20 protein-coding genes are annotated in these 21,402 nt (G+C 61.1%); 6 read left to right on the forward strand and 14 right to left on the reverse strand.

The features are described from left to right. Nucleotides 1-41 precede the first annotated feature (41 nt). The gene (locus AC5YUO_RS15250; protein ID WP_496155809.1) at nt 42-668 is read right to left on the reverse strand and encodes a hypothetical protein; all 627 of its coding nucleotides are present in this window, start codon (nt 666-668) and stop codon (nt 42-44) included. A gap of 202 nt (nt 669-870) precedes the next feature. Here AC5YUO_RS15250 and AC5YUO_RS15255 point away from each other — a divergent pair, with 202 nt between their 5' ends. Both AC5YUO_RS15255 and AC5YUO_RS15260 read left to right on the forward strand, forming a co-directional pair. Continuing rightward, nucleotides 871-1,602 carry a response regulator gene (locus tag AC5YUO_RS15255; RefSeq protein ID WP_400819008.1) on the forward strand — a complete coding sequence of 244 codons (732 nt, stop codon included), beginning with the start codon at nt 871-873 and terminating at the stop codon, nt 1,600-1,602. Next, the gene (locus AC5YUO_RS15260; RefSeq protein ID WP_496155810.1) at nt 1,599-2,861 is read left to right on the forward strand and encodes an ATP-binding protein; all 1,263 of its coding nucleotides are present in this window, start codon (nt 1,599-1,601) and stop codon (nt 2,859-2,861) included. Before AC5YUO_RS15255 ends, AC5YUO_RS15260 begins: the two co-directional genes overlap by 4 nt. Before the next feature lie 2 nt (nt 2,862-2,863). Here the strand turns inward: AC5YUO_RS15260 and AC5YUO_RS15265 are convergent, their stop codons facing one another. From AC5YUO_RS15265 to AC5YUO_RS15290, 6 genes are all read right to left on the reverse strand, one after another. Next, nucleotides 2,864-3,988: a glycoside hydrolase family 88/105 protein gene (locus AC5YUO_RS15265; RefSeq protein ID WP_496155811.1), complete on the reverse strand. Its 1,125-nt coding sequence runs from the start codon at nt 3,986-3,988 to the stop codon at nt 2,864-2,866. An 8-nt stretch (nt 3,989-3,996) separates the two neighbouring features. Next, entirely contained in the window at nt 3,997-5,550 is a 1,554-nt protein-coding gene (pglA, locus tag AC5YUO_RS15270; RefSeq protein ID WP_496155812.1) for a polygalacturonase PglA, read from the reverse strand. A 113-nt stretch (nt 5,551-5,663) separates the two neighbouring features. Next, nucleotides 5,664-6,932 carry an ABC transporter substrate-binding protein gene (locus tag AC5YUO_RS15275; RefSeq protein ID WP_496155813.1) on the reverse strand — a complete coding sequence of 423 codons (1,269 nt, stop codon included), beginning with the start codon at nt 6,930-6,932 and terminating at the stop codon, nt 5,664-5,666. Between the two features lie 43 nt (nt 6,933-6,975). Next, on the reverse strand, nt 6,976-8,076 hold the full coding sequence (locus AC5YUO_RS15280; protein WP_496155814.1) for an ABC transporter ATP-binding protein: 1,101 nt from the start codon (nt 8,074-8,076) through the stop codon (nt 6,976-6,978). 2 nt (nt 8,077-8,078) lie between these two features. Further along, a complete protein-coding gene (locus AC5YUO_RS15285; RefSeq protein WP_496155815.1) occupies nt 8,079-8,963 on the reverse strand; it encodes a carbohydrate ABC transporter permease in 885 nt (294 codons plus the stop codon). Nucleotides 8,964-8,967: 4 nt separating this feature from the next. After that, the gene (locus tag AC5YUO_RS15290; RefSeq protein ID WP_003508128.1) at nt 8,968-9,849 is read right to left on the reverse strand and encodes a carbohydrate ABC transporter permease; all 882 of its coding nucleotides are present in this window, start codon (nt 9,847-9,849) and stop codon (nt 8,968-8,970) included. A gap of 212 nt (nt 9,850-10,061) precedes the next feature. Here AC5YUO_RS15290 and AC5YUO_RS15295 point away from each other — a divergent pair, with 212 nt between their 5' ends. Further along, entirely contained in the window at nt 10,062-10,988 is a 927-nt protein-coding gene (locus tag AC5YUO_RS15295) for a helix-turn-helix domain-containing protein (RefSeq protein ID WP_496155816.1), read from the forward strand. A 35-nt stretch (nt 10,989-11,023) separates the two neighbouring features. Here AC5YUO_RS15295 and AC5YUO_RS15300 read toward each other — a convergent pair whose 3' ends face one another. The 5 genes from AC5YUO_RS15300 to kduI all read right to left on the reverse strand — a co-directional run bounded on the left by AC5YUO_RS15300 (nt 11,024) and on the right by kduI (nt 15,661). Beyond that, nucleotides 11,024-11,902, reverse strand: coding sequence for an amidohydrolase family protein (locus AC5YUO_RS15300; protein ID WP_496155817.1), 879 nt, complete (start codon nt 11,900-11,902; stop codon nt 11,024-11,026). After that, the gene (locus AC5YUO_RS15305) at nt 11,899-13,035 is read right to left on the reverse strand and encodes a D-galactarolactone cycloisomerase (protein WP_496155818.1); all 1,137 of its coding nucleotides are present in this window, start codon (nt 13,033-13,035) and stop codon (nt 11,899-11,901) included. The genes AC5YUO_RS15300 and AC5YUO_RS15305 overlap by 4 nt, the downstream gene beginning before the upstream one ends. Before the next feature lie 35 nt (nt 13,036-13,070). After that, complete coding sequence (kdgD, locus tag AC5YUO_RS15310; RefSeq protein ID WP_080867429.1) at nt 13,071-13,982, reverse strand: 5-dehydro-4-deoxyglucarate dehydratase; 912 nt, start codon at nt 13,980-13,982, stop codon at nt 13,071-13,073. Between the two features lie 114 nt (nt 13,983-14,096). Beyond that, complete coding sequence (gene kduD, locus AC5YUO_RS15315; protein WP_496155819.1) at nt 14,097-14,840, reverse strand: 2-dehydro-3-deoxy-D-gluconate 5-dehydrogenase KduD; 744 nt, start codon at nt 14,838-14,840, stop codon at nt 14,097-14,099. Next, complete coding sequence (gene kduI / locus AC5YUO_RS15320) at nt 14,837-15,661, reverse strand: 5-dehydro-4-deoxy-D-glucuronate isomerase (RefSeq protein ID WP_496155820.1); 825 nt, start codon at nt 15,659-15,661, stop codon at nt 14,837-14,839. The genes kduD and kduI overlap by 4 nt, the downstream gene beginning before the upstream one ends. A gap of 139 nt (nt 15,662-15,800) precedes the next feature. Between kduI and AC5YUO_RS15325 the strand changes: the two genes are divergently transcribed. The 3 genes from AC5YUO_RS15325 (at nt 15,801) to AC5YUO_RS15335 (ending at nt 17,805) form a co-directional block, all read left to right on the forward strand. Then, nucleotides 15,801-16,598 carry an NAD-dependent epimerase/dehydratase family protein gene (locus tag AC5YUO_RS15325; RefSeq protein WP_496155821.1) on the forward strand — a complete coding sequence of 266 codons (798 nt, stop codon included), beginning with the start codon at nt 15,801-15,803 and terminating at the stop codon, nt 16,596-16,598. Nucleotides 16,599-16,707: 109 nt separating this feature from the next. Next, a complete protein-coding gene (locus AC5YUO_RS15330) occupies nt 16,708-17,445 on the forward strand; it encodes a FadR/GntR family transcriptional regulator (protein WP_496155822.1) in 738 nt (245 codons plus the stop codon). A gap of 42 nt (nt 17,446-17,487) precedes the next feature. Continuing rightward, nucleotides 17,488-17,805 (forward strand): cupin domain-containing protein, encoded by a 318-nt coding sequence (locus tag AC5YUO_RS15335; protein ID WP_003499912.1) that lies wholly within the window; start codon nt 17,488-17,490, stop codon nt 17,803-17,805. 8 nt (nt 17,806-17,813) lie between these two features. Here the strand turns inward: AC5YUO_RS15335 and AC5YUO_RS15340 are convergent, their stop codons facing one another. Further along, entirely contained in the window at nt 17,814-19,046 is a 1,233-nt protein-coding gene (locus AC5YUO_RS15340) for a M24 family metallopeptidase (protein ID WP_496155823.1), read from the reverse strand. Nucleotides 19,047-19,385: 339 nt separating this feature from the next. Then, nucleotides 19,386-21,389, reverse strand: a complete 2,004-nt coding sequence (locus tag AC5YUO_RS15345; protein WP_496155824.1) for an aldo/keto reductase — start codon at nt 21,387-21,389, stop codon at nt 19,386-19,388. Nucleotides 21,390-21,402: the final 13 nt, after the last annotated feature.

Genomic DNA, 21,402 nt, shown 5'->3' on the forward strand with positions numbered 1-21,402 from the left:
ACTGGGGGGCAGATTAAAGGAGGAAACTTCGAAAACTTGCCTCAGCCCCGTTCCGCCTCGGGAACCGGCGGCCTCATATCGCCATGCGGCGAAGCAAAGCCACCGCGCTCCGCAGGACCATGACGCGGGCCGGGAGGCGGAGGCGGCATCAGGGCACGCTCAAGCTCGGCAAGCTTCAGCACCTGCTGCGGCGAAAGCTTCGGCTTCAGTGTCGCAACGGCGTCCTGAAGGGCTTTGGCCTTTTCCGCCTTCTGCGCGATGATGCCGGCCAGTTCCTCGCCCGCAAGACGTGGCTCGGGCTTGGCCTTGCTGTCACCCGACGCCGGCGGCGGATTGCGCTCCGGACCGGGAGAAACGAGATCGATCAGCGCCGTGGTATAGGCACGCCAGGGACCGAGCTGTTCCGGCGTGACGCCGAGATAGATTTCGGCCGCCGAAAGCTTCGTCGCCAGCCCCAGAACATCCGGGCCGGGCATCCTGCGCATATGCGGCGGCAGCGGCCTTTCATCCGGGCCACGATCCGGGCCGAGATTGGGATCGGCGAGCGGCGGCGCGGCCTGTTCGGCCGCCTGGGGTGCGGGCGCATTTTCCTGCGCCGCCAGCGTGGCGGCGGAAACGCCCATGATTGCTGTCGCGATGACGGCGGTGGCCAGTAGCGAGTGTCTCATCTTACCTTCCTTCCGTTTTCCAACATGAAAGGACGATAGGGGCATCGCGTTTCCGGCTTTGGTCCGAATGTTTCCGGGCTGCTTCCGCAAACCGCCTATTTGTAACCGAATGTTGCCAGACCGGCCCCGGAAAGCTTTCGTTGCAAAAATCCGCCGTTTCTTTTCAGCGCTTATGTATAGTGGCATCAAAAGGTTGGACGATATGACGACAGTTTCGGTGACACATATATTGATCGTTGATGACGATCCGGAAATACGCACATTGCTCGCGAAATATCTCGGCTCGCAGGGGTTCCGCGTGTCGATGGCCGCCGACAGGCGTGAGTTCGAGGAGAAGATCGCCAGCTCCGATCCCGATCTCATCGTGCTCGACGTGATGCTGCCCGATGGCTCCGGCCTCGATATCTGCCGCGATCTGCAGGGCCGCCGGCCGCGCACGCCGGTCATTCTCCTGACGGCGCTGAAGGAAGATGTCGACCGCATCGTCGGGTTGGAAATCGGTGCCGACGACTATCTCGGCAAACCCTTCAATCCGCGTGAGCTGACAGCGCGCATCAAGGCCGTGCTGCGCCGCGCCACACCGCAGGAAGCGCCGCGTGTCTCATCCGCCGCCTATGGTTTCGCGGATTTCACCGCCGATCCCGAACAACGCTCCGTCATCCGCGCCAGCGGTGAAAAGATAGATTTGACGGGAGCGGAATTCGATCTGCTGAAAGTGTTCCTCGACAGGCCCGGCCGGCTTCTTTCCCGCGATCAGCTTCTCGATCTCACGCAGGGCAAGGATCGCGGTCCGTTCGACCGCTCCATCGACGTGCTGATGAGCCGGTTGCGCAAGAAGCTGGATGCCGATACTCAAACGCCGATCTTCAAGACCGTGCGCAATGGCGGTTACCAGATGACGGTTCAGGTCAAAACCCTGCCGGTGCCGCGATGAGCTCGCTTAGAAACCGCATCACGGCGCTGATGATCGTCTCCATCATCGCGGTCATCGCGCTTGCGACGGTTGTGGCCGACCGGACATTGCAGCCGCCGCCGCCCGATGCCACCATCGAGCCGCTGGCCCGCAGCCTCGCCTTTGCCGTGACCATGGCCGAGCGTGACCCCTCCCTGCAGCAGCCCGGCTATTTCCGGATCGAGCAGAAACCGCCGGAAGGCGATCTCGACGGCATGCTTTCGGAATTTCTGGAAAAGGCGCTTGCCCGCGTCGGAGAGCCGCGCACCGCGATGGTCATCCGCTCCCCGGGAAATCTTGCCCCCGTGGCGGCTATCGCGCTGGAAAAAACCGGCTGGCTGGTCGCGGAAATTCCGCATATGGGTCCGCCGCCGGGCGGCTGGAAGATTTTCGGCATGTGGATCGGGCTGATCATTCTCGGCAGCGCGGCCGTTTCGATCTTTGCCGCCAGCAAGATCACCCGCCCGCTCGACATGCTGGAAAATGCCGCCGCGAGCATCGGGCCTGACGGATCGCTGCCGCACCTGCCGGAAACGGGTCCCGGCGAAATCCGCGCCACGGCGCGGGCGCTGAACGAACTCGCCACCCGCCTGAAGGCGGCGATGGAAAGCCGCATGCGCCTCGTCGCCGCCGCCGGCCACGATCTCAGAACCCCGATGACCCGCATGCGGCTGAGGGCGGAATTCATCGAAAACGACGAGGAACGGGCCAAATGGCTGGCGGACCTCGAAGAACTGGACGCCATCGCCGACAGCGCCATTCTTCTGGTGCGGGAAGAGGTCAGCCAGGACAGCGTCAAGACGATCGATATCGGCACGCTTCTCGGCGAAATCGTCAGTGATGTCTCCGATCTCGGTCATGCGGGCGCCATCGACTTCATCGAGCCGGACGCGGCCATGACCATCAAGGCTGCCCCGCTGGCGCTCAAGAGAGCCTTGCGCAACCTCATCCTGAACGCCGTCACCCATGGCAAGAAAGCGCATATCGACCTGACCGGAGACGAGAGCGAAATCGTCGTGACGATCAGGGATGAAGGCCCCGGCATTCCGCAGGAACTGATCGGACGGGTTTTCGAACCTTTCTTCCGGGTGGACCTCGCGCGGCGCAAGTCAATCCCCGGCGTGGGGCTGGGTCTTGCCATCGCCAGGGAAATCATCGAACGCTTCGGCGGCACGATCACCATTGCCAACCACAAAAAACAGGGCCTGATCCAGACCGTGATCTTCGCAAGGGCGGCGTGATATCACGCCGCTGAAACAGCCTGCCCCTGCTGCTTGGCCAGAAGCAGGTTTTCGGCATAGGCCATCATCAGCGGCCCGACGCCCTTGGCATCGTCGGATACCACCGGCTCGGTCAGATAATAGTCCGGCGTTCCATCGCGATAATTGCCCTCAAAGCCGCCAAGGCCCGCGACACGCACAATGCCGGTGAGGCGCGTCACGCCCGCTTCATCGGTTTTCAGTCGCGTTTCCAGAAGTGCCTCAAGCGCGCGGCGACCCGCCGAGAGGGTGGCATCAGCCTCATCGCCCTGCACGAGCTTCAGCCGCGCCGCATGCAGCAAGGCATAGGCAAACATGGCGGAAGCGGATGTTTCCTCGTAATTGCCCGCAAGGCCCGGATTGTCGAGAACCTGCATCCAGAGGCCAATCGCAGTCTGTCGTGCGATAATGCCCGTCAGAAGCAGCCGTGTCTTCTTGCGAAGCGCCACCGTCGCACCATCCTCCGGCAGAATGGCCAGCGCGTCCACCAGCGCCATGGCGAGCCAGCCCACCGCCCGCGCCCATATGGCGGGAGATTTGCCGCTCTGAAGATCGGCCCAGCGCTGGCTGCGGCTATCGTCGTATCCATGGACATAGAGCCCGCCGCTATCCTCTGTTGCCGCGAGCGCCGCCGAAAACTGCCTTAGCGCATCGTCGATCAGTTCTGCCCGGCCCGTCGCCTGCGCATATTCTATCTGGAAAGGAAGTCCCATATAAAGCCCATCCAGCCAGACCTGATGCGGATAACGCTTCTTGTGCCAGTAATTCCCGGCTGCAATGCGCGGATGGCTGCGCAGCTGCCCCGCCAGATGCTCCGCCGCAGCGAGGTAACGCGGATCGCCCGTTTCCGCCGCAAGGGGAAAGAGGATACGGCCGGCAAGGATATGGTCGATATTATATTCCTGCGGATCGTAACCGGCGAGCGTGCCGTCTGGCGATATCTGGGCATCGGCCAGACGGTGCAGATGGTCGTTCCAGCGCGCCTCGCCGGTGGCCTCGAACAGCTGCTGCAGGCCGCGATAGACACATCCATCCTCATAACACCAGCTTCCGCCCTTGTAATGTTTATAGCGACTGGAGAATTGATCAAAATATTCAGTGGCTTTCATCGGTTTTCTCAATCGAAATCTGACACAATGGAAACGGAAGCGTCGCTCAGCAGGGCGGGATTATCGCAGACTATATGCGCCTGCTCGAAAACAATCGCCTCATGGCGCATGGAACGCACCCGGTCGGCCATGATCGGCGGCGTCGCGATGGCCGAAGGATCGCGCGAGACGATGGTGAGATTGCGGATGGCGATGTTACGGATGGGCGCTTCGGGAAGGCCGAGAAAAGCGCCGGCCGCATGGGAGAGATTGCGGATTTCGACGTCCTCCACGGTAATGCCGTCGATAAAGGGCGTGCCGCCATCGACCGGCGCCGGGTGTCGCGATTGCACCCATTCGTCATGCCCATCGGCATCGCAATGATAGTGGGCATTGGCGGAAAGCGCGGTCTGCACGCCATCCAGCAGCACCCGGCGCATGGCGATATTACTGACCGTACCGCCCCGCCCGCGCCGTGTCTTGAGACGCAGGCCGCGATCCGTGCCGACCATGTCGCAATCCTCAACCGCCACATCATGCACGCCGCCGGACATTTCCGAACCGATCACCAGCCCGCCATGGCCACGCTGCATCAGGCAATGGCGCACCTGAACGCCGCGGGTTTCCGCAAGATGATCGTCCTCGCCATCAACTCCGCGCTTTCCCGCCTTCACCGCGATGCAATCGTCGCCGACGGAAAAGCGAACGCCCGATATCGTGACGTTGCGGCAGCTTTCGGGGTTGAAACCATCGGTGTTCGGGCTGTCATGCGGCGCGGCAATGCTGAGACCGGCGGCGATCAAATCTTCACAGCCCTGCGGATGGATCGTCCAGGAGGCGGCGTTTTGGATCGAGAAACCGAGAAGCCGGGTTTTGCGGCAGGAAACGAGATGCAGGCCACGCGGCCGGCGCGCGCCATCGCGGGTTTCTTTCGGCCAGCTCCACCAGTCGCCCCTGTCGCCCGAACCATCGAGAACGCCCCTGCCCTCGATGACCAGATTATCCGTCCCGATGGCATGAACGGGCGCGGCAAAACAGGCATCCGGCAAGCCTTCCCAGCTGCCGAGCATGCGGCCTGCATCATCGCGGGCAGGCAGAATCGGCCAGCCTTTGCGGGTGGAAGGGGCGCGCAGCACGGCTCCTTCGGCAAGGTGGAAGGTCATGTTGCTTTTCAGGCGAACGGGAAAGGCCGTCCAGAGACCGGCCCCGAGACGCAACGTGCCGCCCTGCGGCACCGCGGCCACGGCCCTTTCCAGCGCCTGCGCATTGGCGCGCGCGCGTGTCTCATCATCGAGCGCAACATCCGGCATCAGGGAGAATGCCGCAGCCTCGACAAGCCCGGCACAGGGGGCGGTTTCGAACTCCAGCCGTCCGAACCCTTCCGCTTCGAAGACATAGCGGGTATCCGGGGAGAGATCATGCAGCAGCGTCACCACGGTCGCGGTTTCGCAGCTCCTTTCATCGCCATCCGCCGACGTCAGATGCCATTCCGTTTTGGACGGAAGGAAATAGCGAGCGCCGGGCACGGCAAGGCAAAGCGCTGCCGTTCGCGCCGAAGACGCGATGATGATGGGTTCGTTCATGCTCTTTTCTCGTCTTTCGTGCCTATCCGGCCAACCTTGGCGGACATGCCTCACATCTTCCGGTAGTCGGTCAGCGAGCCCGCCGCCATGGAGGCGGCGGCGGGCCATTGTCGTCAATCGAACTTGGCAAGAACATCGTTGGTCGTATCGATGATCTGCCCGGCCGCCTCTTCCGCCGTCAGCTGGCCATAGGCATATTCCTCAAGCGTATCGATGAAGCCCGAGCGGATTTCCGGATGTTCGTTGAAGGGTGACACCACCGGCCCCGATGTCGCCATGACGATGGCGTTGGCGGCGCGCACCTCCGGCTCACCCTTGTCGCCCAGACGTGCAGCCGCGGCCTTCGAGGCGGGCAGGCCGCGCGAGGTACCGAGCGCATCGATGCCCTCAGGTTCGTTCAGCAGGCAGTTCAGGATTTGCGCGGCCGCTTCCGGGTTCTTCGAGTTTTTCGAGATCGAAAACACCATGGAAGGTTTGCGATAGACGCCCTCTGTCACGGCATCGGCACGCTTCAGCATCGGCACGGGTTTCAAAACCTGCCCTTCCTTGAGCGGATCGGCATATTTCGAATAGGTCGAATCCCATTCATAGGAACCGGCAATCCGACCTTCCGACCAGGACGGCTTCTCATAGAGATTGACGTTACCGTCGGCCGCTTCCTCTTTCTGGGAGCGGATGGAGCCGGTTTCGACCAGCTTGCCGACGAAAGAGATCCCCTCGGCCAGCTCCTCCGGCGTCCAGGCCACGCGGTTGGTCTTGGGATCGACCAGATCCTTGCCGGTCTTCTGCACAACAGCCAGTGTCACCAGAAGCTGGGCAGTCTCCTTCACGGCATTGAATGTGTAATAGTCCTTGCCGAGCTTTTCCTTGATAGTCTTGGTTGCCGCGAAAAACTCATCCCAGGTATTCGGAATTTCGACGCCGGCCTTTTCGAAGGTGGTGGCGTTGAAGAAAAAGACGCGGCCGGTGGTGGAAACGGAAAGCCCCTGCAGCACGCCGTTCATCGAACCGGCGTCCAGATCGCTCTCGGCCCATTGCGAAAGATCGAGCGGCTTCAGCTGGCGCAGATCGGCGAACCCTTCGCCGTTCTTGGAGAAGAGCGGCAGCCAAGGCCAGTTGACCTGAACGATATCGGCTTCGGTCTTGCCGGCCATCTGCGTGGTGAGTTTTTCCAGATAGCCATCGAAGCCGGTAAATTCGCCCTTCACCGTGTGGCCGTATTTCTCGCCGCAGGCGGCAATCGCCTTCTGGGTGGCGACATGGCGGCTTTCGCCGCCCCACCATGACATGCGCAGTTCCGCAGCACCTGCCGCCGGGGCGGTTGCCATCGCCACATAAGCGACACCGGCGAGCATCGCCATCATTCTTGTCATCGTCTTCATTGTTCTTCTCCTCCTCGAAAAATCAGGCACGCCCGTCCCCTCCTCACAGCGAAACGTTGCGGCCATCGGCCTTGTCGAAAATATGCAGCTTCTCCGGATCCGGTTTCAGCCGCAGGATGCCGTCGCGCCCGAGCGCCTCGAATTCCGCCGCGCCGACGACGCTCACCAGCTTCTGGCCGCCGAGATCGGCGTGCAGATAGACCTCGTGGCCCATGAACTCCGCATTGGTGAGTTTCGCCTGCAGCGCCGGGCCATCGGTCGCCTCCGCCAGTGAAAGATGCTGCGGGCGGATGCCGATGACGGCATCTGCGGGTCTGGCCGAAAGCCGTTGTTCCAGATGCGCGCCGATCGGCAGGCGCTGGCCGGCGATGACGAACTCAGCGCCGTCGATTGCCACGTCCACCAGGTTCATTTCCGGTGTGCCGATGAAACCGGCCACGAAGAGATTGGCGGGATGGTTGTAAAGCTCCTTGGGCGTCGCGACCTGCATGATGCGGCCCGCCTGCATGACGCAGATGCGGTCACCCATGGTCATGGCCTCCGTCTGGTCATGGGTGACATAAATGACGGTCGAGGACAGGCCTTCCGCCTTCAGCTGACGGTGCAGATCGGTAATGCGCACCCGCATGGAGGCGCGCAGCTTGGCGTCGAGATTGGACAGCGGCTCATCGAACAGGAACACACCCGGCTTCTTGATGAGCGCGCGGCCAAGCGCCACACGCTGTGCCTGTCCGCCGGAAAGCTGCTTCGGCAGCCGGTCGAGCAGCGGCTCGATTTCGAGAATGCGCGCGACATTATCGATTGCCTTTTCGATCTCGGGCTTGGCGACACCGGCGATCTTCAGGCCGAAAGCGAGATTGCCGCGCACCTTCATATGCGGATAAAGCGCGTAATTCTGGAACACCATGGCGATGGAGCGCTTGCCGGGCGGCAGGTCATTGACGCGCTGGTCGCCGATCAGGATTTCACCGCCGGTGATTTCCTCCAGCCCCGCCACCATGCGCAGCGTCGTGGACTTGGCGCAGCCGGAAGGACCGACGAACACCATGAACTCACCATCCTCAACGTCGAGATTGATGCCGTGCACGGCCTTGAAGCTGCCGCCATAGACTTTTTCGAGATTTTTAAGTTGAACGCTTGCCATTTTCAGCCCTTGACCCCGCCAGACGAGATCCCTTCAATGAAATACCGTTGCGCCGTAAAGAACACGATCAGCGCGGGCGCGATCGTCAGCACCGACATCGCCAGGATGCGGTTCCATTCAAAGGCTTCGGTGGTGTCGATGGAGAGTTTGAGCGCCAGGCTCACCGGATATTTGTCGACCGAGGACAGATAGATCAGCGGCCCGAGGAAATCGTTCATCGTCCACATGAACTGGAACAGGCAGACCGAGATCAGCGCCGGCGCCAGCATCGGCACGACGATGTAAATCAGCGTCTGCAGGCTGTTGGCACCATCCACCCGCGCGGCCTCTTCCATGTCCGATGGCAGCGAGCGCAGGAACTGCACCAGCATGAAGACGAAGAAGGCATCGCCGGCGAATGCCGAGGGCACCCAGAGCGGCAGGAAACTATCCAGCCAGCCGAGATCACGGAACAGGATATATTGCGGAATGCGGGTAACGACATTCGGCAAAAGTAGAATGGCGATGACCGAACCGAACAGGATTTTCTTCAGCGGAAAATCGAAGCGGGCAAAGGCATAGGCCGCCATGGTGCAGGAAATCGCCGTGCCGATGACCTTTGGCAGGATGATCAGGAAGGAATTCCAGAAGAACCGGCCGAACGTATAGGGCGTCGAGGTTTGCCAGCCGCGGATATAGCCGTCCAGTGTCGGGTTTTCGGGGATGAAACCGGCACCGGAGAAGATTTCCGAATTGGTCTTGAAGCTAGCGCCCACCAGCCAGATCAGCGGATAGAGCATGACGAGGCCGACCGCGAAGAGAAGCACGTAACGGACTGAAGTGGAAAGCAGCCTGAGCCTTGCCCGGCGGGCCGCCTGCATGTCGTTTAGGGTTGCGATATCGGTCATGGCATCAGTTCCGCTTGTCGCCGGCGTAATAGACCCACTTCTTCGACGACCAGAAGGCCACCAGGGTCAGCACGGTGATGATGGTGAAGAGCACCCAGGCAATCGCGGAGGCATAGCCCATGTTGAACTTCTTGAAGGCCTCGTCGTAGATGTAGAGAGGCAAGAGGTAAGTGGACTTCAGCGGCCCACCCTGAGTGATGATGTAGGGGCCGTTGAACTCCTGAAACGCCTGCACCATCTGCATGATGAGGTTGAAAAAGATCACCGGTGTCAGCAGGGGAAGCGTGATGAAAAAGAAGGTTCTCACCTTGCCCGCGCCATCGATCGCCGCCGCCTCGTAAAGCGATTTGTCGATGGATTGCAGCGCGGCGAGAAAGATCACCATGGCCGAACCGAACTGCCAGCAGCGCAGCAGCGTGATGGTGAAAAGCGCATTGCCCGGATCGCCGAACCAGTCGACGGGCGACAGGCCGATTGCCGCCAGCGCCATGTTGGCGAGCCCTTCGCTCGCGAAGATGTAACGCCACAGCACCGCAATCGCGATCGAGCCTCCAAGGATGGACGGCACGTAAAATGCGGTGCGGAAGAAGTTGATGAATTGCAGCTTGTAATTGAGTATCGCCGCAATGAAGAGCGCAAAGGCAAGCTTCAGCGGCACCGTCAGAAACACATAGAACAGGGTGACGTTCAGCGATTTCATGAAGGTGCGGTCGCGGGTGAAGAGCCGCTCGTAATTCGCAAGCCCCGCCCAGCTGGGATCGCTCATCAGGTCATAACGGGTGAAGCTGAGATAGAGTGAGCCGAGGAACGGGATGGCCGTGAAGACCAGCAGTCCGATGATGTAAGGCGTCAGATATCCCAGCCCGAGGAAGCGCTGAGATTTCATGATGCTCCTCCCCGCGTCCCGGCGGAACGCGAGTGACAGAATTCAATTTCGTACAAGTGATTCTCCCGGAACGGCCGGCGACGGGCGCATGAAAGCGCATTGTCTCGTCGCGACCGATCTCCTCCCTCATTGATACGGCGCGTAAAAGCGATTTATGCGATGACAAAACCAAATTTCCGCGCCAAGGTGAATTAACAAAGACGAGGAAAAAGATGGACGAAATCGAAGGTGGCATTCTGTCATCCGTTCCACCTGCGGCGCTCAACCTCAACCTGACACGCGCGACGATCAAGATGGAGCATTCGCGCACCTGGCAGATCGACAAATCCAACCCTGTGGATGATCTCGTCATCTGCCTTGAAGGGCGCGGGCATTATCTCGTCGATGGCGAAGCACGGGTGCTGGAACCCGGTGATGCGATGCTGATTTTGAGAGGGCAACGCTTCGTCGGCTGGAACGAGCAGGCCGTGACCTATCGCGGCGTGGCGCAGCATTTCACGCTGGATATTTACGGCCGCCACAACCTTATCGCGCAGATGGACCTGAAGCCCAAACTGCGGCTAAGCCGCTGGCCGCTTTTGGAACCGCTGGTGCGCCACTACCGGCAGAGCGCCCCGCCCTCCTCCGTGACACTCGGCCAGCACCATCTCTTCATGGTGCTTCTGATCGCTTTCATCGACGATGCATTCCTTGGATGGGTGGATCGCCCGAGCTTCCAGCTTGAGGGGGCGGAAGCGCTCGACCTTGCGGTGATGAAGGCGATCACCATGATTTCGGCCAATCCGCTGGACCCCGACATTGCCGGCCGGGCGACCGATGCGGCACCCTATAATCGCGATTATTTTCTCCGGGAATTTCAAAAGAGAGTTGGACGAACGCCGCGGAAATATCAGGAGTTCAAGCGCATGGAACGCGCCATGCATTTTCTTGAGGCGGGGCTTTCGGTCTCGGCAGCGGCCGCCGAGGTGGGTTATGGCGACCCCTATTATTTCTCGCGCATGTTCAAACGCACGCTGGGTTTGAGTCCGCGCGACCATATGAACCGGATACGCCGCAGCCGCCACGGCAATCTGATGGCGTTTGACGAGCATGAACAGCAAAGGCTGCTCGCCTCCGAAACGGAAAAGGCCCCGGCATAGCGGGGCCTCGATACAACCTGCCATCGCGGCTTGGACTATGTCGCCGCAAATGGCTTGAGCTTGAACAGGGCCTCGGGATTTTGCACCAGTGCACGATGACGGGCCTCCTCATCCGGCAGCCAGCCAAGAACCAGTTCCGCAAGACGGGCATCATCGGGATAGGCCGCAGTCTCGCGAATGGAATTATGCGGCCAGTTGGTGCCCCAGACGATGCGCTCCGGCGCATGCTCGGCGATCACCCGCGAAAAGCCGGCGACATCCGCATAGGGCCAGCTTTCCTGCGAACTTTCGTAGACGCCCGCAAATTTGAACCAGAGATTGCCACGATCGATGAGCTTCAGAAGCGCCGCCATCTCCGGGCCATCGTTTCTGATGCCCTTGAAGAACTTGCCATGGTGATCGAACACCCAGCGTGAGCGGATTTTCTGAAGGCGCGACAGGTGGTCAAGCAGCGTATTGCCATCGAATTGCACCGCCACCATCCAGTCCGCCGCATGCGCCCTCTCATCCACGGCTTCAAGCTCGGAAAGATTTACGGCGCCACCCGGCAGATCCATGATACGCGCGCCGACCGTGCCGGCGGCGGTGAGTCTCTCCATGTCCTTTTCGGTCGTGCTCGCATCGATGATGACAACCGCGCGGGCCGCCTCGCCCATTTCGGCGACGCAGGCGAGCGTGTTGCCGTTATCGCGCTGATGGGCGTTGCCCTGCGTGATGATAACCCGGTCGATGCCGAGCCATTGCATGAGGCTTCGGTAATCCGCCGGCCCCGGCAGAGCGCCAGGCGGCAGGCCCGGTCCGCCCGGAAGGGCGGGATAGTGGCGCAGATAGAGATGCATCTGCGTATCGACGGCTCCCTTTGGGAAAGCGGGCCGAGGCGCCGTGCCGCTCAGTTTTCTGACAAGTTCGCTCACGGGTCTGGCATCCTGAATTCAAGCAATGCATCGCGGTTGATCTCGATACCGAGACCGGGACCATCGGGAATGGCGACAATACCGTTTACCGCCTCGATAGGTTCACGCAGGACGGCCTGACGGAACGGATTATGGGTGCGGTCGAATTCCATGATCGGTTCGATGGGGTTGACCCGCACCGGATCTGGCGTCATCGCCGCCATGAATTGCAGAGCGGCGGCAATCTGCACGCCAGTCCCCCAGACATGCGGCACGATGCGCACGCCGTGCAGCGTGGCAAGCGTCGCAATCTTCTGCGTTTCGGAAAAACCGCCGCAGCCGCAGAGATCGGGCTGGAGAATATCCACGGCACCGGCGGACAGCGCCTGCCACATGCCGTAGCGTCCGTGCCATGTCTCGCCGCCCGCAACCGGGATCGGCTGACCGGCCCGCACCCGGGCATAGGCATCGAGCTGTTCGGGAACCACCGGCTCCTCGAACCAGTCGATCCCATATTCGGCGGCGCGCTTGCCAAGCGTGATCGCTTCGGTGACGGTGTAGCCATGATTGGCGTCGATCATCAGCCGCATATCCGGTCCGATCGCATCCCGCACGGCGGCGATGACGCGGATATCTTCCTCGATGCCGAAACCGATCTTGATCTTGCAGGCATGAAAGCCTTCGGCCCGACGCTCCGCCATCTCCGAGGCATTGTCGGAGACGCGGTCAACGCCATCGCGCTTGAAGCTGCCGGTGGCATAGGCCCGCACGCTTTCGCGCCAGCGCCCGCCAAGCAGCGTCGAGATGGAAGCGCCGTAGTGCTTGCCCTTGATATCCCAGAGCGCGATATCGATGCCTGATAGGGCCGTGAGGCTGAGGCCGCGCTGGCCCTGATCGCGCAGGGCGTTATAAAGCACGGCCCAGATCTTTTCGGTCTGGCGCGGGTCCTGGCCGATGAGCCAGCCGGAATAGGCCTGAACCACGGCAGCGTTGGGTCTCGCCGGGCCGAGGCATTCGCCCCAGCCGACGGTTCCGTCGTCGCATTCGATCTCAACCAGAATATGGGCTCGCCGGTCGAAGCGCATGGAGGCGCTTTCGAATGGCGTGTCCAGCCGGTGTTCGAGCAGATGCGTGCGCACCGCGGTGATTTTCATGGCTCCCTCCCGCTTGTCTCGATCAGGCCCCTTGATCAGGCCTTGCGCTTGTGCGTGCCGATCAGGGCATCGAGCATGCCGATTTCCTCATTGGTGAGGTCCTTCAGCGGCGCGCGCACCGGACCGGCGTTGAAGCCCTGCAGGCGCACGCCGGCCTTGACGGCGGAGACGGCATAACCCTTGGCGCGGTTGCGGATCGCCATGAACGGATAGAAGAACTCCGTCAGGATACGCTCGCAGGTGGCGCGCTCGCCGGCACGCAGCGCCGCATAGAACTCGTTGGCAAGGCCCGGAACGAAGTTGAAGACCGCCGAGGAATAGGTGGTGAAACCGGCGCCGAGATAGGCTTCGGCAAACAGTTCCGCGGTCGGCATGCCGCCGAGATACATCAGGCGATCACCCATCTTGGCGGTGATCTGACGCACGAGGCCGATATCGCCGGTACCGTCCTTGAAACCGACGAGGTTCGGGCATTCGTCGCAAAGGCGCGCCAGCGTATCGGCCTGCAGCACGGAATTGTCGCGGTTATAAACCATGACGCCGATGCCGACCGACTGACATACCTTCTTGATATGGGCGTAAAGCCCTTCCTGCGGCGCATCGATGAGATAATGCGGCAGCAGCAGGATGCCATCGGCACCGACCTTTTCGACCGAGCGGGCGATATCGACGGCGATCTCGGTGCCGTAACCGCAGCCGGAAACGATGGCGGTTTCGCCGGCCACTTCCTTGGCGGCGGAAACGATGGTGGGGATTTCATCCGGCTTCAGCGAGAAGAACTCGCCCGTGCCGCCGGCGGCAAACAGCACCGGCGCTTTATAACCGGCGAGCCATTCGACATGCGCCCTGTAGCTATCGGCCGCAAAACGACCTTCGGCATCGAAATGGGTGACCGGGAAAGACAAAAGACCGGAGCCAAGCGCCGTCTTGATTTGTTCAGGGTTCATCATCGAAATTCCTCTGCAAGTTCACTGACTGAAAGCCACCTAAGCCGCTTGCCACATCTTTGTCAACAACTCATCATACATCTTGTATGATGAATTTCGAAAATCTGTTACAGATTAACGTGCCAGCCAGCCGCCATCGACATTGAGAATGGCGCCATGCACATAATCCGCCGCCGGCGACGCCAGAAATACCGCCGCGCCAGCAATATCCTGCGAGTGCCCCCAGCGGCCTGCCGGAATACGCTCGAGGATGGCCTTGTTACGGGCTGCATCCGCGCGCAACGCTTCGGTATTGTTGGTTTCGATGTAACCGGGCGCAATGGCATTCACATTGATGCCCTTGGCCGCCCACTCATTGGCCAGAAGCTTGGTGAGACCGGCGACACCGTGTTTCGCCGCCGTATAGGACGGTACGCGGATGCCTCCCTGAAACGACAGAAGCGAGGCGATATTGACCACCTTGCCGGAGCGGCCTTTCGCCAGCAGCTCTTTCGCAAAGGCCTGCGTGGTGAAAAACAGCGCCTTGAGATTGACGTCCATCACCTCATCCCAGTCGAGTTCGGAGAACTCGACGGAATCGGCGCGGCGGATGATGCCGGCATTGTTGACGAGAATATCGAAACCGGCGTCGGTGAAGCTGTCCTTCGCCGCCAGCGGATCGGCAAAATCGAGGAGCAGCGCACTCGCCTTGCCGCCATCCCTGGCGATGATATCAAGCGTTTCATCCGGCGCGCGGCGGGCGGCGCAGACCACCTCTGCGCCAGCGGCGGCGAGACCCACCGCAATCGCCTGTCCAAGGCCGGTATTTGCGCCCGTCACAAGCGCCTTGCGCCCTTCAAGCGAAAAGGGGTTTCTCATTTCAGATCCCCCGGCTGAATGAAGTCCATGTCGGTATAATCGACATTGTCACCCGCCATCGCCCAGATGAAGGTGTAAGAGCCGATGCCGGCGCCGGAATGGATGGACCAGGGCGGCGAAATGGCCCCTTCTTCATTGGAAATGAACAGATGGCGGGTCTCCTGCGGCTCACCCATCAGATGCAGCACGCGCGACTTTTCATCCATGCCGAAATAGAGATAGGCCTCCATGCGGCGGTCATGAATATGCGAGGGTATAGTGTTCCAGACGGAGCCGTCCTCCAGCATCGTATAACCCAGCACCAGCTGGCAGCTTTCCATGACCAGCGGATGGATGAACTGGTTGATGGTGCGCTTGTTGGAGGTTTCAGTCGCGCCGAGCTTGACTTCCTTGCTGTTGGCGAGCGTGACGAGCTTGGCGGGCAGGCTGCGATGTGCCGGGCACGAGGTGATATAGAACCGGCCGGCACCATCGAAGGTCACCGCACCGCTGCCCGCGCCGAGATAAAGCACATCACCGCGATTGAGCGTATAGGTTTCACCGCCGGCGTTGACGGTGCCGGTCTCGCCGACATTGACGATGCCCATTTCACGTCGGTCGAGGAAGGACGGCGTCTTGGTTTCTTCCACCTTGTCCAGCGTCAGCGGCGCGCCGTTTGGCACCGCGCCACCCATTACGAAACGGTCGTAATGGGTATAGATCAGCCTGATTTCACCGGAACGGAACATGTCGTTGGCGAGGAAATGCCGGCGGAGCCCTTCGGTATCCAGCGTTTTTGCATATTCCGGGTTCACGGCCTGCCTTGTTTCGACGGTCAGCATCAAACTCATCCTTCATGATTGTTGCGCGTGGCACATAATATATGTTATCCGCTTTTTGTACGATCTGTATGACAAGGTCAAGAGGCGGCACCATATCTCGACCATTTCGGAGACGTGCAAACGCTGAGGGAGAATGGCAATGAAACGGCTTCTTGTTACCGGTGCGGCGGGCCAGCTTGGCCGCGTCATGCGTCAACGCCTTGCGCCAATGGCGGAGATATTGCGTCTTGCCGATCTCGCCCCGCTCGATCCGGCAGGGCCGAACGAGGAATGCGTGCAATGCGACCTTGCGGATGCAAATGCCGTTGATGCCATGGTCGCCGGTTGCGACGGCATCGTTCATCTGGGCGGCATAGCGGTGGAGAAGCCCTTCGAGCAGATTCTTCAGGGCAATATCATCGGGCTTTACAATCTTTACGAGGCCGCCCGCGCCCATGGCCAGCCGCGCGTCGTCTTTGCCAGTTCCAACCATACGATCGGTTATTATCCCCAGACCGAGCGGCTCGGCCCCGATGTTCCCGTCCGGCCGGACGGTCTTTATGGCGTTTCCAAATGTTTCGGTGAAAATCTTGCCCGCATGTATTTCGAGAAATTCGGACAGGAGACGGCGCTGGTGCGCATCGGCTCCTGCACGCCGGAACCCAGCAATTATCGCATGCTGTCCACCTGGTTCTCACACGATGATTTCGTGTCGCTGATCAAGGCGGTGTTCCGCGCACCGGTGCTCGGCTGCCCCGTCGTCTGGGGCGCATCGGCCAATGATGCCGGCTGGTGGGACAATTCCCATCTCGGTTATCTCGGCTGGAAGCCGAAGGACAATGCCGAAACATTCCGGCAGCATATATCGGAGACAATGCCGAAGCCGGCGCCGGAAGATGCGTTGGTGCGGTTTCAGGGCGGCGCTTTCGTCGACAACCCGATCTTCAGGGAGACTTGAGATGTCGCACGGACGTATCCCGCGCCAGAGGCGGGATTGCATGCCGGGCCGCGAATGACGTATCGAGGAACGGTGCACGCAACCGACATTTTTTAGAACGGCGACCAAGATGACAAAAGCGACGACCTCCGAACCGGCAGCTCCACAGGGCAGAACACTTGTGGTGAAGGTTGCCGAGGAGCTCCGCAGCCAGATCTCCAAGGGCCGTTACAAGACGGGTGACCGCCTGCCCTCCGAAGCGCAGATGACGCAGGAATTCGGCGTCAGCCGCACCGTGGTGCGCGAGGCGATTGCCTCGCTGCGCTCCGACGGTCTCGTCGAACCGCGCCAGGGTGCCGGCGTCTTCGTGCTGGAGCCAGCGCCGGCCGAACGGCGTCCTTTCCACAATGTCGATCTCGCCCGCGTCTCGTCGCTGATCGAAATGCTGGAACTGCGCACCGCCGTGGAAGGTGACGCCGCGGGTCTTGCCGCCATTCGCCGCTCGCCGGCACAGGAGGAAAAGATCATCGAAGCATTCGATGCCTTCCGTGCCAGCGCCGCCAAGGGCATTCCGACATCGGAGGCGGATTTCGCCTTCCATCTCGCCGTTGCCGAGGCGACCAACAATCCCCGCTTCAGCGAATTTCTGCAGGTGCTGGGCCCCACCGTCATTCCGCGCCGGGCCGTTGCCGAAAACGGTTCGGAGACCGTGCTTTCCCCGGCCGATCTCGCTCGGTTGGTCGGCGAGCACGAAGCGATCCTGATCGCGATACAGGATGGCAACGAAGAGGCGGCGAGAAGCGCCATGCGCAACCACCTGAAAAGCAGCCAGACGCGTTACCGCGCCATGCTGCGTGCACCACGCTGAGACTGCCCGGCCGAACCGCATTGCAAGACTGAGGAGAAACCCATGCAGCAGCTTCCGACATTCCCCACCGTTTCGCCCGATGATGGCGTGGAAAGGACCGTGCTTTCCGAAGCGCCGGAGCTTATGGTGGTGTCCTTCCGCTTCAAGACCGGTGCGGAAGGCAAGCTGCACAGCCACCCGCACGTACAATCCACCTATGTCGCCAGTGGCAGTTTCCGCTTCTACCGCGACGGCGAGGCCTACGACCTTCAGAAAGGCGACAGCCTTGTCGTGCCCGGCCATATCGAGCATGGCTGCCTGTGTCTGGAAGAGGGCGAGCTGATCGACTGCTTCACCCCACGCCGCGACGATTTCCTCTGAGCAGGCGCTCAGTCGACAGATAAATCCCTCAGAGTGCGTGGCAAATTGTTCATGCACTCTGCGCCTGATGCCGTGACGAGGAACTGGTCCTCGATCATCAACGCGCCCAGCCCTTCGCCATAGAAGGGCGCTTCGAGCGCGACCACCATGCCGGGAAGAATGATTTCCGGATTTTCATGGGAAAAGAACGGCCATTCCTCGATGCCGACGCCACCGCCGACGGAATGGCCGAAATGGCCGCGATAATATTCGCTGAAACCATCCCTGCGCATCGAGGCCAGCATGGCGGCATGTACCGCGCCGAAGCTGTTGCCGGGACGAAGCGCTTCCAGCCCCGCCGCGAAGGCAGCTTCCAGCGCCTTGAAGATGGTCGCCGCCAATGGCGAGACCGGTCCCCATGAGAAGGTTCTCGCACCATCGGAGGAATAACCGTCGACCAGCGTGCCGACGTCGGCCTTGATCAATGCGCCCGGCGTCACCACGGCCGCCATATCCGATAAGGCTGGCCCGACGGATATGTAGTCCCAATGTCCGCTCAGTGAAAAACCGGATGTCGCGGCATGGGCCTGCGCGCCGGCCTTCCAGGCGGCGGAAAGCCCGCCTAGCGCCGCCCCCGGCCTGACGGCTGCCGCCATCGCGACCAGCCCGGCTTCAGCCGCCGCTGCCGCGTGCCGCAGAAGCTCGATCTCGCGTTCGGATTTCACCGCGCGCAGGCGGCGCAACACGGCCGAACCATCAATCCAGTTCACATCGGGAAGCGCCTGACGCAGCGCCAGAAAATCGGCGGCCGGCATGAATTCGAGATCCGCGCCGATGCGCGCCGCAGACAGCCCGCGTTCCCGCAGCAGATCAGCCAACAGGCCGAAACAGGCGCCACGATCGAATGTCTCCGGCCGCGGCCCACCGGAAGCGTTGCGGCGATAGGCATCGTCCACCTGCGCGATGGTTTCCACACCCGAAAGATCGACCATATCGATCCAGATGCGATGGCAGCGCAGATCGATATCCGGTGCCGCCTTTTTAACGAGCGGGGCGGCATGATCGCTGACGACGGCCGCGAGCCGCGCACCGGCATCGGCCGGCACCAGCGCAATCGCCGAACCCGCCCTGCCCCACATGGTTGCCACGCCGGCATGAGCGCCGACCGCATATCGGAAGGCTTCAGGCTGGAACAACACCAGCGCGTCGATATCCGCCTCCCGCATCAGCTGCTGCGCACGGCTTCGGTCGATATCGCTCATGGGAACTCCGGTGGAGGGTTTGCCTGCCGTATTTTGCGGCGTGTTTTATGAAACTACGCTTTAGCAGTCACCGGGAGAGGAATGAAGGGTGGAAGATGATATCTCGACTGGGAAGATCGCTCATTGAAACGAGCGTGCGCCGTCTGTTTCTTCTCCCCGCCGGGGAGAAGGTGGCGCGCAGCGCCGGATGAGGGGGCGACGGCAGAGATATTCGGAGAGCTTGCCCCCTCATCTACCCCTTCGGGGCATCTTCTCCCCGGCGGGGAGAAGAAATATGCCGCAACGCCTTGCCGTATCCAAAAGAGGCGGCGGATAAATCAGCCGCTCTCCTGATCGGCCTTACGCCTCAAGCCACTTCACCTGCTCCGGCGTCAGCGCAATATCCAGCGCCGAAAGACTGTCTTCCAGCTCGGCGATGGTGCGCGGACCGATCAGCGGGATGACCGGGAAAGGCTGGGCGATGACATAAGCGAGCGCGATATGGATCGGGTGCCGCCCAAGTTTCTGCGCAAGCTCGATTGCCCGGTCACGGCGGACGAAATTGCGGTCGGAATACCAGACGCGGACGATTTCCTCATCGTCCCGCTTGTCCCGCCCTGCCCTGTCGGTGAAGAAACCGCGCCCCTGGCTGGACCAGGCGAAATTGGGAATCTGGCGGGCTTTCAGCCATTCCTTCCACTCGTCATCCGATGCCGCCACGCATCCGGCCCAGATGGGATCGAGCATTTCGGCGAGCGAGAAATTGTTGGAAAGCGCACCCGGAGCCTGTTTGCCATTCTTCCCGGCATAGGCGGCAGCCTCGTCCATGCGCTCGCGCGTCCAGTTCGAACCGCCGAAGATGCCGCGTATGCGACCGCGCCGGACTTCGGCATCCATGGCATCGACGAATTCGCCGACCGGAACGTCCGGATTATCGCGATGCATGAAATAGGCATCGACATAATCCGTCTTCAGCCGTTCAAGCGACTGATCGAGTTGCTTCGCGATCATATCCGGATAGCAGAGCGGCGAATGCGCACCCTTGCCGATCAGCACGATCTCCTCACGCGGCACGTTGCGGCTGGTATGCCAGTCGCCGAAAATCGCCTCGGTCCTGCCTGCGCCATAGACATAGGCCGTATCGAACAGATTGCCGCCCGCCTCGTAAAAGGCATCGAGCGTCAGGGATGCGGAGGCAAAGTTGGGGAAGAATTCGAAACCGAGCGCGACCACGGAAGCAGGCTTGGCAATACCCGGTATCTGCCGCTTGGGAACCGCATTGCCGGCGACGACCTTGCCGCCGGTAATGTTGGCAATACGCGAGTTTGCTTTTTCAATGCTGTATTCGAGCCCGACGGAAGCCCGCCATTGGTCCATGACACGCAGATTGCCGAGGCTGTCGGCCCAGGCCATGCCGGGTGCATCGAATTCATGTTTGCCCTGGCGGATCGCCTCGCCAGCCGCATCGACCTCGAAGGAATAAAGCCAGCGATCCTCCGGCAATTCGATGGTTTCGACCTTGTCGCCCCTGATGATGTCGATCCGGCCGGTGCCGCCCTTGTGGCCGGCGGCGAACCAGAAATCCTTGACCTCGATACGGCCTTCCGAGCCGATGATGCGCAGCACATTGTCCTGCGCCGCCATGATCGAGCACGAGACTTCGGCAACGATGCCGTTTGAGAATTTCAGCACCGCCGAGGCCCATTCATCGACGCCCGACTGACCGAGATGGGCTGCACCCGCCACTTTTTCCGGTTCGGCGAAGGGTTTTCCGTCTACCGCACCGGCAATCATGCGCACCATGGAGACCGGATAACCGCCGACATCGAGAATGCCGCCGCCCGCCGTCTCATTGGCGAAGAGCCGGTGATCGGCCCGGAAAGAGCCCATATTAAAACCGAAGCTGGAACGGATGATGCGGATATCGCCGACCGCGCGGGCTTTCACCAGTTCCAACAATTTCGCCGTCTGCGGGTGCAGGCGATACATATAGGCCTCGCCGGCAAAAACGCCGGCCTTTTTTGCCTCGTGGAAAATGGCATCGGCATCATAGGCGGACAGAGCGATGGGTTTTTCCACCAGCACGTTCTTGCCGGCCCGGATCGCCTTGATCGCCCATTCGGCATGGCCGGTATGGGGCGTGGCGATATAGACGGCGTCGATAGCGGGATCGGCAAGCAGCGCGTCGTACCCATGGATGATGCGCGCGCCGGCAAAAGCTTCTGCAAGGCCGGGCTTGTCCGGATTGCGGGTGGCGATGGCCTCTAACCTGCCGGTGCGGGAATGGGCAATACCGTCAGCAAAGGTTCTGGCGATGGTGCCCGGGCCGATGATGCCCCAGCGGATCGGTTGTACGGTCGTCATGAAATCCTCGTCT

This window comes from Agrobacterium sp. LEGMi-208b, from assembly GCF_059511785.1.

Bases quoted from the DNA above. Each gene is read 5' to 3' on its own strand.
- AC5YUO_RS15250 (WP_496155809.1), bottom strand. From the start codon at position 668: ATGAGACACTCGCTACTGGCCACCGCCGTCATCGCGACAGCAATCATG.
- AC5YUO_RS15255 (WP_400819008.1), top strand. From the start codon at position 871: ATGACGACAGTTTCGGTGACACATATATTGATCGTTGATGACGATCCG.
- AC5YUO_RS15260 (WP_496155810.1), top strand. From the start codon at position 1,599: ATGAGCTCGCTTAGAAACCGCATCACGGCGCTGATGATCGTCTCCATC.
- AC5YUO_RS15265 (WP_496155811.1), bottom strand. From the start codon at position 3,988: ATGAAAGCCACTGAATATTTTGATCAATTCTCCAGTCGCTATAAACAT.
- pglA (WP_496155812.1), bottom strand. From the start codon at position 5,550: ATGAACGAACCCATCATCATCGCGTCTTCGGCGCGAACGGCAGCGCTT.
- AC5YUO_RS15275 (WP_496155813.1), bottom strand. From the start codon at position 6,932: ATGAAGACGATGACAAGAATGATGGCGATGCTCGCCGGTGTCGCTTAT.
- AC5YUO_RS15280 (WP_496155814.1), bottom strand. From the start codon at position 8,076: ATGGCAAGCGTTCAACTTAAAAATCTCGAAAAAGTCTATGGCGGCAGC.
- AC5YUO_RS15285 (WP_496155815.1), bottom strand. From the start codon at position 8,963: ATGACCGATATCGCAACCCTAAACGACATGCAGGCGGCCCGCCGGGCA.
- AC5YUO_RS15290 (WP_003508128.1), bottom strand. From the start codon at position 9,849: ATGAAATCTCAGCGCTTCCTCGGGCTGGGATATCTGACGCCTTACATC.
- AC5YUO_RS15295 (WP_496155816.1), top strand. From the start codon at position 10,062: ATGGACGAAATCGAAGGTGGCATTCTGTCATCCGTTCCACCTGCGGCG.
- AC5YUO_RS15305 (WP_496155818.1), bottom strand. From the start codon at position 13,035: ATGAAAATCACCGCGGTGCGCACGCATCTGCTCGAACACCGGCTGGAC.
- kdgD (WP_080867429.1), bottom strand. From the start codon at position 13,982: ATGAACCCTGAACAAATCAAGACGGCGCTTGGCTCCGGTCTTTTGTCT.
- kduD (WP_496155819.1), bottom strand. From the start codon at position 14,840: ATGAGAAACCCCTTTTCGCTTGAAGGGCGCAAGGCGCTTGTGACGGGC.
- kduI (WP_496155820.1), bottom strand. From the start codon at position 15,661: ATGCTGACCGTCGAAACAAGGCAGGCCGTGAACCCGGAATATGCAAAA.
- AC5YUO_RS15325 (WP_496155821.1), top strand. From the start codon at position 15,801: ATGAAACGGCTTCTTGTTACCGGTGCGGCGGGCCAGCTTGGCCGCGTC.
- AC5YUO_RS15330 (WP_496155822.1), top strand. From the start codon at position 16,708: ATGACAAAAGCGACGACCTCCGAACCGGCAGCTCCACAGGGCAGAACA.
- AC5YUO_RS15335 (WP_003499912.1), top strand. From the start codon at position 17,488: ATGCAGCAGCTTCCGACATTCCCCACCGTTTCGCCCGATGATGGCGTG.
- AC5YUO_RS15340 (WP_496155823.1), bottom strand. From the start codon at position 19,046: ATGAGCGATATCGACCGAAGCCGTGCGCAGCAGCTGATGCGGGAGGCG.
- AC5YUO_RS15345 (WP_496155824.1), bottom strand. From the start codon at position 21,389: ATGACGACCGTACAACCGATCCGCTGGGGCATCATCGGCCCGGGCACC.